This window comes from Methylibium sp. (assembly GCF_965279545.1).
Taxonomy (GTDB): domain Bacteria; phylum Pseudomonadota; class Gammaproteobacteria; order Burkholderiales; family Burkholderiaceae_C; genus Methylibium.
The window spans coordinates 4,287,544-4,300,798 of the sequence record NZ_OZ257250.1 but is presented as its reverse complement, the minus strand read 5'-3'; the positions used below and the strand labels follow the sequence as shown (position 1 = coordinate 4,300,798).

The window sequence follows — 13,255 nt, the reverse complement described above, 5'->3', positions numbered from 1 at the left end:
GGGAAGTCCCTGTAAAGGGTTAGGCGCCACTGCGCTACGCTTCTTGAGCCCTCTTCAAGAAGACTACGAGGCCAACCAAGAACAAGAGGGATGCGCAGAACAATGCTAGGCCTACGAAGGCCAGACCTGCTCGTCGCTTCAGCAGTGCTTCTCGTTCCGCACGAATGCTCTCTATCTCGTTTGGATGAAGCGTTGCGTGCCTCGGATAGTAGCCAAGAGCAAAGAGGACAGAACTCAACAGCATTAGAAGGGCTGGAACCATTAGTAGCCAACCAGGGCCAGCAGGAATCTTTGCGTCCTTGTCGCCCCAGACAAGTATTGGCACCAGAGTGGTTATTGCAGAGCCAAATGTCGCTGAAACACCAAGCATAGTCTTGTGAAAGTCGAGCGATGTTTCGACCGACTTGAGAACAAGCTGCTTGGCGTACTCAACAAGCGCCAACTCCGTGGGGGTAGGAGCGCGGGCCTTGAGAGTCTTTGGAGCATGCGGCTCCGCGGCAGTTGGCGACGGCGGCGCAGTGGCGATCGATGGTGCGCCTTCCGTCGCATTGGCAGCCTGACCGGTTGGTGGCGTCGACTCGTTCACTTTATGGACACCAGAGTTTGGCCGGATGTCAGCAGAACCGGGACATCCACCATCAGTGTCTGTCCCTTGTCCGGGCAAGTGACCGCACAAGTCTTGACCTCGGTGCGCATGGTGAACATGTGCATGACGCCAATGGTTTCGTCAATCACAGCTTGCAGGTCAAACTGATGACTGGCTCCGCAGTGAGGGCAGTCCGTCACGGTCACGGTTTCGGTCTTTCGGCTTCGGACAGTCCGCATGTTGCCTCCTTCTGGCGAGATGAACGCAGGCTGACCTGTGGCGCCTAGATTTAGACATGCGTGACCGTACTGGCGCTGTTGATCTAACGCAACCCCCTCGTGGGGGCTGGCGCGTGCACGACGCCCCGTGGAGGGCGCCTTCTTGGCTCATCACGTCGGCGATTTGGGCGGCCTAAATTTTGCGGATGCCTGAGCCCACTGCCTCCGCCGACCAGGGTGCGTTGTGAGCGGCCCATCAAGCGGCATTCAAGAGCCCGCCCCGTCGCACAATCAGCCCCCGATGAGCCGCCACACTCCGCGCCCCCCGGCGCCTGCCGGCGCCGCGATCTACATCGCGGTGGTGCAGTTCCTGTTCGTCACCACCTGGACGATCTATGTCCTCTTCCTGCCCCGGCTGCTGGAATCGGCCGGCCTGCCGGCGGCCTGGGCGCTCTGGTTCCTGGTGCTCGACCAGCTCGTGTTCATGCTCGCCGACGTGGCCAGCGGCGTCTTCGCCGACCGGGTGCAGCGCACGCTCGGGCGCATCGGGCCCTTGATCGTCGGCGCGACGGTGGTTTCCTGCCTCGCGTTCCTGCTGTTGCCGCATGTGGTGCTGCTCGGCGGCGCGGCGCCGGTGCTGGCGCTCGGGCTGATGGCGGTCTGGACCACCACCTCGTCGGCGCTGCGCGCGCCGCCCTGGGTGCTGCTGGGCAAGTACGCCGCGCGGCCGGCGCTGCCGTGGCTGAACTCCTTGACGCTGATGGGCCTGGCCGCGGGCGGCGCGGTCGCGCCCTTCCTCGGCGTGGCGTTGAAGCACATCGATCCGCGCCTGCCGTTCGCGCTGTCCAGCCTGGCGCTGCTGGCCGCCACGGCGGGCATCGTCGGCGTCGAACGCGGCCTGGCGCGCCGGCCGGTCGAGGCGGCCCCGCCGCCGCAAGCGCCGCGGGTGCTGAACGCGCGGCATGCAGCGTGGATGCTCGGCGTGCTGCTGCTGGCCACGGCCTTCCAGACCCACTTCTCGCTCAATGCCGCCGCGCAGTACCTGCGCTTTGCGCCGCCGGCCGCGCTGGAATGGCTGGTACCGCTGTTCTGGGTCGGTTTCGGCGTGGCCATGGTGCCTGGCGGCGCGCTGTGCCGGCGCCACGGCGCCTTGCCGGTCACGGCGGTGGCCGCGCTGCTCGGCGCCGGCAGCGCGCTGGCGGCGGCCCACGCGGTGTCGCTCGGGCTGCTGATCGCGGCCCAGCTCGTTGCCGGCGGCGCCTGGGGCTGCATGCTGGTGGCCATCTACTCGTCGGCCGCCGAGCTGGGCCGCAGCGGGCGCGAGGGCCTGGCGCTCGGCACGATGTTCGCCATGCTCGCACTGGCCACGATCGTGCGCATCGGCGCGGTGCTTGCCGGGCTGCCGAACAACGCCGCGCTGGCGCCGGCGCTGGCCTGGGTGCCGGTGGCGCTGTGGGGTGCCGGTGGCGTGGTCATCGGCATGCTCGCGCTGCGTGCGCCGCCGCCCGCGCCGGCCGCGGCGTGAGGCCGACCCGAGCCGCTGACGAGTGTGTGCTACCGCCGGGGCGGGCCCTGCCGGCTCACTCCGGCTCGATCTGCAGTCGCACGCGCTCGGCCTGCTGGCGCAGGCGCTGCAGTGCCGCCTCCTGGCCGGCGTGATCGAGAAAGGTGGCCAGCCGCGCGATCGCGCGGTCGAACTCGGCCAGCAGCGGGTCGGCGGCCGGGTGCATGCGCACCAGGGCCAGCATCACGGCCTCGAGCACGTGCACGCGGGTTTCCAGGGTGTCGAGGTCGGCGGGCATGGCGCGGTGTCGTGGGCTGCCGGCGGCGGGCGTCATGCCGACAGCGCGGCCTGCAGCAGGCGGGTGTGGCTGGCCGGGTCGTGCCGCACGGTGGCGGCAAAGAGGTCCACGCAGCGCTCGGCCGCCGCGAAGTAGCGCGGCACGTCGAGGCGCCGGCCCAGGGCCTGCAGCGCCAGCGCGGCGGTGCCGTTGCCCGACGGCGTGGCCGCGTCCACGCCGGTCTTGGGCCGGTGGATCAACGGCGCGGCGTCGTGGCGGGTGTAGAAGAAGCCGCCCTCGACGGGGTCTTCGAACTGCGCCAGCAAGGCCTCGGCGATCGCCGTCGCGAACGCCAGGTCGTCGGCGTGCGGGTCGGCGTCGTGCAGCGCGAGCACCGCTTCCAGCAGGAAGGCGTGGTCGTCCAGGAAGGCGCTCTGGCCGGGCCCGGCCAGCAGCCGCCCGCCGTGCCAGCGCTCGGCCTTCAGGAAGGCCAGCGCCGCGCGCGCCGCCTGCAGCCAGTCGGCACGCTGGCACACCGCCGCGGCGCGGGCCAGGCCGGTGATCATCAGCGCGTTCCAGCCGGTCAGCTGCTTGTCGTCGCGCGCCGGGCGTTCGCGCGGGTCGCGCTTCTCGCGCTGCGCCAGCAGCTTCGCGCGGGCCGAGGCGATCAGCTCCTCCACCATCGCTTCGGGGCGGCGCAGCGTGGCGGCCAGGGCCGCGGCGGGGCGGGCCACGCGCAGCTGCCAGTAGCGGCCCTCGAAGTCGGGCGCATCGAGCAGGCCCCAGTGCGCCGCGCACACATCCCATTCGTTGGGCGACAGCGCCAGGCGCAGCGGCTCGGATTCCCAGACGTAGGCGCGCCCTTCGTGCCCCTGCGCGTCATCGGCTGCCAGCGAGGCATGGAAGCCGCCCGCGGCGGACCGCATGTCGCGCAAGGCCCAGCCCACGGTGTCTTCGACGACGCGGCGGAACAGCGGCTCGCCGGTGAGCGCGAGCGCCTGCGCATACAGCGCCAGCAGCACGCCGTTGTCGCAGAGCATCTTCTCGAAGTGCGGCACGCGCCACTGCGCATCGACGCTGTAGCGGAAGAAGCCGCCGCCGATCTGGTCGTACAGGCCGCCTTCGGCCATCTTGCGCAGCGTGAAGAGGGCCATGTGGAGCGCCTGCTCGTCGCTCTCGTCGCGGCCGCGTTGCAGCAGGAAGGCCAGGTCGGTGGGGTGCGGGAACTTCGGCGCCGCACCGAAGCCGCCCTGCTCGGCGTCGAAGGCCGCCGCGAGCTGCTGGCAGGCCGCGTCGCGCACGGAGGCATCGAGCACGGCGCGCGCGTCGGCGTGCGGCTCGCTGGCGGCCAATGCGGACCGCAGCGCGTCGTCCTGCCGCGCCAGCGCGGCGCGCTGCTCGCGCCAGACCGTGCTCACCGAGCCCAGCACATTGCGAAAGGCCGGCTGGTCCGCCTGCGCCTCCCGCGGGAAGAAGGTGCCGCTGTAGAACGGCAGGCCTTGCGGCGACAGGAAGATCGTCAGCGGCCAGCCACCGCTCGTGCGGCGCAGCAGCTGGTGCACCTGCTGGTAGACCTGATCGAGGTCGGGGCGCTCCTCGCGATCGACCAGGATGCAGACGAAGCCCTCGTTCATCAGGGCGGCGGTGGCCGCGTCGGCAAACGACTCGCGTGACATCACGTGGCACCAATGGCAGGCCGCGTAGCCGATCGACAGCAGGATGGGTTTGTCTTCGCGTTGCGCGCGCGCCAGCGCTTCCTCGCCCCAGGGGTACCAGTCGACCGGCTGGCCGGCATGCTGGCGCAGGTAGGTCGACGACTCGGCGGCGAGGTGGTTCGGCATGGCAATTCAAGACAGGCTGGCGCTGCCCCGCAGCGTGTGCGCGATCGCCTGGGCGCGCGCGTGCAGGGCCGACTCGGGCGTCAGGCCCGCGACATCGGCGCCGGCATAGGCCGCCAGCGCACGGCGCAGGCGCGGCGCCTTCGGATACTCGGCGGCGCTGTGGCCGGGATAGACCGCGTAGTCGAAGCTGCACACGCACAGCAACTGCTCGAAGCGCTCGGGCCGCGCCAGTGCCTGCACGCGCTCCAGCAGCGCGGCGATCGGCCCGGCGCGCAGGTCGCTGACACGGTGCACGCGGTCGCATTCGTCGATCGCCAGGCGGGCCAGGTCGAGTGCCGCGTCGGGCACCTCGATGCGCTGCGCCAGGCCGTCGAGCAGGGCACGGCCACGCTGCTCGTGCCGGTGGTGGCTGGGCAGCATCTCGCGCGGCGTGCCGCCCTTGCCGATCTTGTGCATCAGCGCGGCGAAGCGAACCGCCAGCGGCGCCTGGGCGCGCGCCAACTCGTTGACGAGGCGCAGCTGGTGCACGCCCACGTCCACCGGCTCGGGGCCGTCGCAGAGCTGCGGCACGCCGAACAGGGCATCGAGCTCGGGCAGCAGGCCCTTCAGCTCGGCCCGCACACGCAGCGCCTCGAAGAACAGCGCGGGGCGGGGGCCCATCAGCGCCGCGGCCAGCAGGCCCCAGCGCCCGGTGGGCGTGAGCCGCTCCAGGCCGCTCATCGGCACCGCACCGGGCCACGCGGCTTGTCGGCTTTGCGACAAACCTGCCCCCCCGGCTGTGCTCGTGTGCGCCATGCGGCACGGGGCGCAGGAAGCATGCCATCGGCCGCGGGGGCGCTGTGCCGGGTCGCTGTGTTGCGTTCATGTCCCCCGGGCCGGGCTGTCGCCCGGCCCTCCTCCTTTACTTCACTCCACACAGCAACCCGTCCCAGCGCTGCCACCACCGCGGCCTGTCGGGGTTCGACGGCCTGCGCAGGTGGCGACGGTGAGTGCTGGCGAGGGCGTCGGGTGAGCGGCGTAGCGAAGTAAAGGAGGAGGGGTCGGCCTTCAGGCCGACGCCGGGGGACATGAGCGGAGCCGCTCGCCCGGCGGCCTCGTCAGCAACGCGCGGTCGATGGCCCTTTCGGGCGGCAGGAGCGAAACGACATGGGCGCGGTCATCTCGTCAATCAGGCGTCATGTCCGGCTGCAGCAGCACCTCGTCGGGCAGGCCGCCGCCATTGCTCACCACGGCGACGCCGCCCAGCGGCGAATAGCCTGCGTCGCCTTCGAGCAGCACGGTCGCACGCGGTGGCAGGCTGCTCAAGGCCTGGATCAGTTGTTGCACGGTCATCGCAGCTCCCCTGCTGTCCTACACCATGAACCCACAAGCAACATGTTGACCACCACCGACGCACCCCACCTGCGCTACTTCCTCACCTACCGCGGCATGACGCTGCCGCTGTGCCTGGTCGAGGAGTTGGCGCCCGAGGCCCTGCGCAACCGCAACACCTATTTCCGCGCCGCCTACGACGCGGCCGGCCGCATGGTCTGGCTCGAGAAGCTGGTCTATGCCGAAGTCGAGCTGCGCCACGACTACCGCTACGGCAGCGACGGCACGCTGTGCGGCGCCACCATCAGCACGCCGGACGAAGAGCCGCAGCAGCTGCAGATCGGCTCCGCCGCGAACGAGCATTGAGCTCGCTCAATGCCCCAGCTTGCCCATTGGGTTAGGCGGCGTTGCTACTGTGGAATCACGCCTTCGCGGTGAAGGCGCAACCGCTTCAGGAGTGACGATATGGCATTGCAGACCTTCAGCTTCGCAGCCGATGCGGCCAGTGGCGCAGCAGCCGGCGAATACGTTCCCGCCGACGTGGCACAGCGACTCGAACAGACCTTGTCCAAGCTCGTGTGGACGGTGCTGTACGGCAAGGCGCACGACGCTTCCGGCCTGGCGGTGGGAGCGGAGCAGTTGCTCGGCACGCTGAAGTCGGCAAAGGCGGCCTGACGGCGCATGGCGCGCAGCGTTCGCGGCGGCGCCGGTTCCGAGAGTGAAAACTCGCCCCTTCTTCGTCATGAAGATGTGCGGGTCTTGCGCCGCGTCAATGCTGGCCCGCCCCGATCAGGCGGCGTCGAGGTCGATCTCCACCAGGCCTTGCGCCATGCGCAGCGGGAACTCGGTGAGCCGGCACCCGGCGGGGCTCAGGCCCTGGCCGTCGCGGCCGTCGAAGACCCAGCCGTGCACGGTGCACACGAGGATGCGGCCATTGAAGTCGGCGTTGTTGACCAGCGACTGGCCTTCGTGCGGACACACGCCCTCGAAGGCGCGCGGCTGCCCGCCGTCGGGCCACAGCACGATGACCTCGCGGCCGCCCAGCATGAACGGCACCGACTCGCCCTCGGCCAGGTAGCGTTGCTTGCAAAGGGTCTGGTACGTCACGGTGTTGCCTTTCAGGAACCGGCCCGGGCCGGCGATGCGGGAGCCGCGCCCTCGAACAAGGCCACCATGCGGCGCAAGGCCTCGGTCTGGCGCTGGCCGTGAGAGCGCAAGGCGTCCTGCAGCCGCTGCAGGGTCGCGGCGTCCAGGCCGCGTTGCAGCGAACGGGCGAACGCCGCCTGGGATGAAGGCTCGCCGTCGCACTCGAACCGGGCGGCGTGCAGCTCGGGGGCGATCGCGCCGAATACCGACTTGAACGACCACGAGCCGCGCATCAGCGGGTGGTAGTAGTGGGTGCGTGCGATCTGGAACAGGTCGACGATGCGCGGCAGCAGCGCCTCGAGCGCGGCGGCCAGGTCGTCGAAGCGCAGCGCCAGCTCGCGGATGCGGTTGCGCTCGAAGCCCGCGTTGTAGGCGAACACCGGCCCGCTGTCGCCCAGCGCCTGCAGCAGCGTCTGCGCAAAGGCGCGGCGCGGGTCGCCCCGGGCGTCGGCCAGAAAGGCCTTGCGCAGCAACTGGCCCGGCGCGGGTTCGACATCGCAGGTCCATTGGAAGGGCAGCACCTGGTAGGGCTGGGTGCCGGCCCACACCGGCACCGCGAAGCCGATGGTGTCGAAGCGCAGCGTGCGGCGCGGGTAGCCCTGGGCCTGCATGAGGGCCGCGACCGCCGGCTCCAGCACCGGTGCACCTTGCTGAATGGCGCGCAGCGCGCGGCGGTGGCGCGCATCGGCCAGGCGGTGTTCGGGCACGCTGCGCAGGTCGGCATGGCCCTCGTGGCGCAGCTCGGCGGCGAGTTCGCGGCCGACGATCTCCAGGCTCGCCTGCCCCGCTGCCTTGGCGTGCGCCGGGCCCTGCGCGTCGCCGTGCGCACGGCAGTGGTCGATGAAGTCGCACCCGCCGTGTTGCGTGCACTGCGCCCCGGTATCGGCCTGCGGTTGCGGCCCGCGGTCGCAGGCCTGCATCGCCGCCAGCCACGACGCCACCGGCCGCGAGCCCAGCACCGGGCCCAGGTCCACCTCGCGGAACAGCCCGGCATAGCAGCCGTGGCCGGGGTAGGTGAACTCGGTGTCCACCAGCAGCAGGCCCACGCTCTGCACGCGCAGGCCGCCACGCGCCGCGACATGGGCCCACAGCGCCACCACGTCGACATCGGCTTCGTCCGCGACCGTGGCATAGCGGACCTTGAACAGGCGCAGTCCGTGTTCGCCTTGCGTGAGCACATCGATGCACACCTGCGCCCCGTCGCTGCCGGCCAGGCAGGCGCCGAACAGGGCCCGGCCTTCCTGATGCATGCGGCGTTCGGACAGCCGGGCCGCGGTGTCCCGCACGGCGTGCGCCCACTCGGCCGGCGTGCCCGGTGCGCTGATGCCCACGGCGCCGGGGAACGTGGCGCGCAAGGCATCGCCGGGTGCCGGGCCATGGACCACCGCGGCTTCGGCGCTGGCGTCGGCAGCCGGATCGTCCCCCGCGGGCGCGGCCGGGTCGTTCGCTGCGCTGCGCCGGCGGTGCAGCCAGAAGCGGCGCGCGCAGGCGCGCCAACGGCGCAGGTCGTCGTGGTTCAGGTGAGGGTCGGCGAGCATGGGCACAAGTGGACAAACGCGACACCGGGGCAAGCCTCGCCGGCGGTGGCTGCCCCTCTCAAGCAAGCCCCGTGCAGGGCCCGGCGGGTGCTGTCACGCAACTTGCAAGGCACGGTGCATGAATCCGATGTTCTACATGACACCCGGCTCGTGCTCGACGGGCATCCACATCCTGCTCGAAACCCTGGAGCTGCCCTTCGAGGTGACGGTACTGAACCTGCCCGCGGGCGATCACCGCCGGCCCGAGTACCTGGCACTCAACCCCAAGGGCACGATCCCGGCGCTGCGGCTGTCCGACGGCCGCGTGCTCACCGAGTTCCAGGCCATCGCCTACTGGCTGGCCCGCCAGCACCCGCGCGCGCGCCTGCTGCCCGACGACCCGCTGCAGGCCGCCTCGGCCATCGAGCTGATGGAGCACGTGGTGGGCAGCGTGCACGGCCAGGGCTACACGCGCGTCTTCACCCCGGACAACTACCTGCCGCCGGGTCTGGACGCCGCCGCCCGCAGCGCAGGGCGCGACGCCATCCAGGCACGCGGCCGCGAGATGGTCGGCGAGGCCTTCGCGATCGTCGAGGCGCGCCTGCCCGAGGCGGGCTTTGCGCTGGGCGCGGATTTCTCGATCGCCGATGCGGCGCTGTTCTACGTCGAGTTCTGGGCCGACAAGATCGGCCTGGCGCTGCCGCCGCGCTGCGCCGCGCACTACCGGCGCGTGCGTGCGCGGCCGGTGGTGCAGCGCGTGCTGAGCGAGGAAGGCTACCGGTGAAAGCGACGGCGGGAATCGCCGCGCCCCGGCCTGCGTGCGGCGCCAGCCGGCCCGCGAGGTGCCCGCGCGGGCGAGTTCATTGAACCGGATCGCGAGCCGACTGGCTTCGACGCCACGCCGCCGGCGGTGCGCCGTATTCGCGCCGGAACGCCCGGCTGAAGGCGGTGTCGGTCTGGTAGCCCACGTCCTCGGCCACGCGCGCCAGCGGGGCATTGCTGCGCCGCAGGAGATTGGCGGCCAGCAGCATGCGCCATTGCGTCAGGTACTGCATCGGCGAGCTCCCCACCAGATGCGCAAAGCGCTCGGCCAGCACCGACCTCGAGGTGCCGGCCGTGCGCGCCAGTTCGTCCAGCGTCCAGGCCTGCGCGGGATTCTTGTGCAGCGCGTTCAACGCGGCACCGACGATCCGGTCGCCCACGCCCGCCAGCCAGCCGGTACGGCCCTCGCTGCGCTCGTTCATGTACAGGCGCAGCACCTCGATGAACAGCACCTCGGCCAGCTTGGCCAGCACCCCCGCGCCGCCGGGCCGCGGTGAGCGCGCCTCGGCCAGCGCATAGCGCACCGAAGCCTCCAGCCAGACGCCGGCATTCGAGCCGCGCACATTGACCTTGAGCAGCGGAGGCAGCCCCGCCAGCAGCATCCGCGCCAGGCGGGCATCGCAAGCGAGGTAGCCGCACACCAGACGGGTCGTCGAGCCGCCGCCGCCGTAGGCCAGCTGGCGCGGACGGCGCGACAGCACGGTGGCCAGGCCCGCGCCGCCGGCGGCCGGCGCCAGACCGGGCTGGGACGTCATGCGATGCGCGTGGCCCTGGGGAAAGACGACGACGTCGCCTGCGATCAGACGCACCGGCGGGTCGCTGCCGAGCTCGACATGGCATTCGCCTTCAGTGATCAGGTGGAAGATCACCACGCGATCGGCACCGGGCTCCAGCAGCGGCGCCGCCGTGTCGGCGCTGGGTGACTGGTAGCACCAGGGCGCGGTGAACCTGCCGTTGATGAAGATGGCACCGACCAGCCGCACGACGCGAAGGGTCTCCGACAAGGCATCCATCACCCGGCCCTCATTCGGTGGCGATCTCGACGCGCAATGCCACCGGCACGGCGTTCTCCAAGGCGCAAACCGTCGGTGAACAGCGATAGCTCTCCTCGACCAGCTCGCGCAGACGCTGCGCAGGGACACGGGGCGCGGAGATCCGCACGCGCATCTGCACGTCGCTCGGTCCGGCAGGCACTGGTTCGCCATCGGCGTCCGCCAGGCCCAGCAGCCCGCGCGTGTCCGATCGGCTGCTGGCCAGCACCTCGAGCGCTTGCAGCTCGATTCCCTGGGCAGCGGCGGCCATGGCAATGCGGGTGGCGGTGCAGGAGGCGAATCCCGCCCGCAGCAGCCAGCCCGGCGAGACCTGGTCGCCGCTGCCGCCCAGTTCTGCCGGCATGTCGGTCAGCACCTGTGTGCCGTTCGCGTGGCTCGCGACAACCCTCGTGCCGCCATCCCAGCGCGCCGTGGCCGGCGCATCGTCGCACAGGCCGGCCTCGGGGCGCCGCCGCAACACGGCTTCCACTCGATGCCACGCCGTCGCAATGTCTCGCGCTGTCATGCTTGCTCTCCGCGTCGGTTCCACAAGCCTTCGATTCTGGGCGCGTCGGTGCGCCGTGCCTAGGGGCGCGACGGCCCGCCGGGGCCGGCCGGACGAATGGACAGCCCTCCCGGACCTTGGGTCAGCAGCAAGGCACGCCGCAGGCGAAATGCGGACGATCGGACAAGCCTGGCCGACGCACAGGCAGGACGCCACCGCGCCGGCGCGCGACAGTTCAACCCAGGACGACGGCCGATCGACAGCCACCGTCCTTCGCCGCAAGATCACCCGTGTCGGCTTGTCGACCGGGGATCGAGCACTCAGGGGTGCATTCATCCGACCCGGCCGATGCCGACGTGAACCGTGCACCTCTCGTCAACCACGAATTGGAGATTGCCATGCCGAAGTTTGTCATCGAGCGCGAGATTCCGGGAGCTGGACAGCTCTCCGAGCGGGACCTGAAAGCGATCTCGCAGAAGTCCAACAAGGTCCTCAGCAAGTTGGGCCCGCAAGTGCAGTGGCTGCAAAGCTACGTCACCGGCGACAAGGTGTACTGCGTGTACATCGCACCGAACGAGGAGATGGTCCTGGAGCACGCCCGGCAAGGCGAATTCCCCGCGAACCGCGTTTCGCAGATCACGGCAGTCATCGATCCCACCACGGCGGAATAGCGCCGCCCGGTCAGCAAGGAGACAAGCACCATGAATGCACCGCCCGACCTCAATGCACTGAAAACCCGCCAGCAGACAGCGTGGGCCAGCGGTGACTACGCCGTCATCGGCACCACCTTGCAGCTCGTCGGAGAACAGCTCGCCGAAGCCTGCGACCTGCGCTGCGACGAACGCGTGCTCGACGTGGCGGCCGGCAACGGCAATGCCACGCTGGCCGCGGCGCGCCGCGGCTGCCAGGTGACCTCGACCGACTACGTGGCCGCCCTGCTCGACCGGGGCGCCGAGCGGGCGCGGGCGGAGCGCCTGGACGTGAAGTTCCAGGTGGCCGACGCCGAGGCACTGCCCTTCGAGGACGCCAGCTTCGATGTCGTGCTGTCGACCTTCGGCGTGATGTTCTCGCCCGACCAGGCCCGGGCGGCCGCCGAGCTGGCGCGGGTGTGCCGGCCGGGGGGCCGGATCGGCCTGGCCAACTGGACCCCGGAGGGCTTCATCGGCCAGGTGTTCAAGACGCTGGGGCGCCACATGCCGCCGCCGGCGGGTGTGCAGCCGCCTTCGCTGTGGGGCGTCGAGAAGCATCTGCAGGCGCTGTTCGGCGAATGTGCCGCGCGGGTGGCGGTGACGCCGCGGCTGTTCCACTTCCGCTACCGCTCGGCCGCGCATTTCATCGAAGTCTTCCGCACCTGGTACGGGCCGATACACAAGGCCTTCGCGGCCCTGCCCGCCGACGGCGCGCTGGCACTGGAGCGCGACCTGAGCGAGCTGCTGAACCGGACGAACCAGGCCGGCGCAGGCTCGCTGGTGGTGCCCAGCGAGTACCTCGAAGTGGTCGTCACGCGGCGCTGAGCCCGGCCTTCGAGCCAGCCACCAAGCACCGTTGACGATGGATGCGAAGCTGCAACGGCGCCTCCAGCGCTACGGCTGGGATCTGGCGGCCCGCGACTACGAACCGCTCTGGCAAGCGCAGCTGGCCGGCGCCCAGGCCGCACTGCTGGCCTCGGCGTCGCTGGCGCCGGGCGAGCGCGTGCTCGACGTGGCCTGCGGCACCGGGCTGGTCACGCTCGACGCCGCCTGCGCGGTCGGTCCGCACGGGCGGGTGCTCGGCATCGACCTGTCCGGGCAGATGGTCGATGCCGCGGCGCAGCGGGCTTCGGCACGGCAGTTGCCGAACGTCGGCTTCGCGCGCATGGACGCCGAGCGGCTGGCCCTGCCGGATGCCGGCTTCGATGTCGCGCTGTGCGCGCTCGGCCTCATGTACATGCCCGACCCCGAGCGGGCCTTGCGCGAGATGCTGCGGGTCCTGCGGCCTGGCGGTCGCCTGGTTCTCGCCGTGTGGGGAGAGCGCGCGCGGTGCGGATGGTCGGCGCTGTTCGGCATCGTGGACGCCGAGGTCGCGAGCGACGTGTGCCCGCTGTTCTTCCGCCTGGGGCAGCAGGACACGCTGGCCCGAGGGTGTGCCGAAGCCGGCTTCGAGGGCGTCGTGCACCGGCGCATCGCAACGGCACTGCGCTACGCCGATGCCGACGAGGCCTGCAGCGCGGCCTTCGTCGGTGGCCCGGTGGCGTTGGCGTGGTCGCGCTTCGGCGCCGACGCCCGAACGCGGGTCCGCGCCCGGTACCTGGCGGCGATCGAACCCTGGCGGCACGGTGCGGGCTACAGCGTCCCGGGTGAATTCGTCATCGTTGCCGCGGTCGCGCCGGCCCGGCTTCCCGAGGGGCCGGGGTGAGTTCTCGACGCGGACCCGGAGGCGGCGCTGTCACGGGCCGCTCGACGATGGACAAGGCACGGCCAGAGCGCACACTGCAGCGGTGAAACCGGGCCCGTCCTGT

At 71.0% G+C, this 13,255-nt stretch carries 17 protein-coding genes; 7 read left to right on the top strand and 10 right to left on the bottom strand.

The genetic code is table 11. The annotated features are described in order from the left end of the window. Positions 1–34: 34 nt before the first annotated feature. Positions 35–586 carry a hypothetical protein gene (locus tag ACQY9S_RS20320; protein ID WP_428422275.1) on the bottom strand — a complete coding sequence of 184 codons (552 nt, stop codon included), beginning with the start codon at positions 584–586 and terminating at the stop codon, positions 35–37. Further along, on the bottom strand, positions 583–792 hold the full coding sequence (locus tag ACQY9S_RS20315) for a hypothetical protein (RefSeq protein ID WP_428422273.1): 210 nt from the start codon (positions 790–792) through the stop codon (positions 583–585). Before ACQY9S_RS20315 ends, ACQY9S_RS20320 begins: the two co-directional genes overlap by 4 nt. 313 nt (positions 793–1,105) lie before the next feature. Between ACQY9S_RS20315 and ACQY9S_RS20310 the strand changes: the two genes are divergently transcribed. After that, positions 1,106–2,329, top strand: coding sequence for an MFS transporter (locus ACQY9S_RS20310; protein WP_428422272.1), 1,224 nt, complete (start codon positions 1,106–1,108; stop codon positions 2,327–2,329). 55 nt (positions 2,330–2,384) lie between these two features. On the opposite strand, the gene ACQY9S_RS20305 is transcribed toward ACQY9S_RS20310, so the two are convergent. The 4 genes from ACQY9S_RS20305 to ACQY9S_RS20290 form a co-directional block, all read right to left on the bottom strand. After that, a complete protein-coding gene (locus tag ACQY9S_RS20305) occupies positions 2,385–2,606 on the bottom strand; it encodes a hypothetical protein (RefSeq protein ID WP_428422271.1) in 222 nt (73 codons plus the stop codon). A gap of 32 nt (positions 2,607–2,638) precedes the next feature. Continuing rightward, positions 2,639–4,426, bottom strand: a complete 1,788-nt coding sequence (locus tag ACQY9S_RS20300; protein ID WP_428422269.1) for a thioredoxin domain-containing protein — start codon at positions 4,424–4,426, stop codon at positions 2,639–2,641. 6 nt (positions 4,427–4,432) lie between these two features. Further along, on the bottom strand, positions 4,433–5,146 hold the full coding sequence (locus ACQY9S_RS20295) for an HD domain-containing protein (RefSeq protein WP_428422268.1): 714 nt from the start codon (positions 5,144–5,146) through the stop codon (positions 4,433–4,435). Positions 5,147–5,590: 444 nt separating this feature from the next. Beyond that, entirely contained in the window at positions 5,591–5,758 is a 168-nt protein-coding gene (locus ACQY9S_RS20290) for a hypothetical protein (RefSeq protein ID WP_428422266.1), read from the bottom strand. Positions 5,759–5,800: 42 nt separating this feature from the next. Here ACQY9S_RS20290 and ACQY9S_RS20285 point away from each other — a divergent pair, with 42 nt between their 5' ends. Next, on the top strand, positions 5,801–6,103 hold the full coding sequence (locus tag ACQY9S_RS20285; RefSeq protein ID WP_428422265.1) for a DUF6156 family protein: 303 nt from the start codon (positions 5,801–5,803) through the stop codon (positions 6,101–6,103). A gap of 99 nt (positions 6,104–6,202) precedes the next feature. Continuing rightward, complete coding sequence (locus ACQY9S_RS20280) at positions 6,203–6,412, top strand: hypothetical protein (RefSeq protein WP_428422263.1); 210 nt, start codon at positions 6,203–6,205, stop codon at positions 6,410–6,412. Positions 6,413–6,526: 114 nt separating this feature from the next. On the opposite strand, the gene ACQY9S_RS20275 is transcribed toward ACQY9S_RS20280, so the two are convergent. Both ACQY9S_RS20275 and ACQY9S_RS20270 read right to left on the bottom strand, forming a co-directional pair. Continuing rightward, complete coding sequence (locus ACQY9S_RS20275) at positions 6,527–6,844, bottom strand: Rieske 2Fe-2S domain-containing protein (RefSeq protein WP_428422262.1); 318 nt, start codon at positions 6,842–6,844, stop codon at positions 6,527–6,529. An 11-nt stretch (positions 6,845–6,855) separates the two neighbouring features. Beyond that, positions 6,856–8,421: a DUF2779 domain-containing protein gene (locus ACQY9S_RS20270; protein WP_428422260.1), complete on the bottom strand. Its 1,566-nt coding sequence runs from the start codon at positions 8,419–8,421 to the stop codon at positions 6,856–6,858. 118 nt (positions 8,422–8,539) lie between these two features. On the opposite strand from ACQY9S_RS20270, the gene ACQY9S_RS20265 reads away from it, so the two are divergent. Next, on the top strand, positions 8,540–9,184 hold the full coding sequence (locus ACQY9S_RS20265) for a glutathione S-transferase family protein (protein ID WP_428422258.1): 645 nt from the start codon (positions 8,540–8,542) through the stop codon (positions 9,182–9,184). A gap of 76 nt (positions 9,185–9,260) precedes the next feature. Here the strand turns inward: ACQY9S_RS20265 and ACQY9S_RS20260 are convergent, their stop codons facing one another. Then, the gene (locus ACQY9S_RS20260) at positions 9,261–10,235 is read right to left on the bottom strand and encodes an AraC family transcriptional regulator (RefSeq protein WP_428422256.1); all 975 of its coding nucleotides are present in this window, start codon (positions 10,233–10,235) and stop codon (positions 9,261–9,263) included. A 10-nt stretch (positions 10,236–10,245) separates the two neighbouring features. Beyond that, positions 10,246–10,779, bottom strand: coding sequence for an OsmC family protein (locus ACQY9S_RS20255; protein WP_428422255.1), 534 nt, complete (start codon positions 10,777–10,779; stop codon positions 10,246–10,248). A 305-nt stretch (positions 10,780–11,084) separates the two neighbouring features. On the opposite strand from ACQY9S_RS20255, the gene ACQY9S_RS20250 reads away from it, so the two are divergent. Genes ACQY9S_RS20250 through ACQY9S_RS20240 form a run of 3 tightly spaced genes read left to right on the top strand, consistent with a single transcriptional unit; the run spans position 11,085 to position 13,152 of the window. After that, positions 11,085–11,429 (top strand): DUF4242 domain-containing protein, encoded by a 345-nt coding sequence (locus ACQY9S_RS20250; protein WP_428422253.1) that lies wholly within the window; start codon positions 11,085–11,087, stop codon positions 11,427–11,429. Positions 11,430–11,459: 30 nt separating this feature from the next. Next, a complete protein-coding gene (locus ACQY9S_RS20245) occupies positions 11,460–12,272 on the top strand; it encodes a class I SAM-dependent methyltransferase (RefSeq protein ID WP_428422252.1) in 813 nt (270 codons plus the stop codon). A gap of 37 nt (positions 12,273–12,309) precedes the next feature. Beyond that, a complete protein-coding gene (locus ACQY9S_RS20240) occupies positions 12,310–13,152 on the top strand; it encodes a class I SAM-dependent methyltransferase (RefSeq protein WP_428422251.1) in 843 nt (280 codons plus the stop codon). Positions 13,153–13,255: the final 103 nt, after the last annotated feature.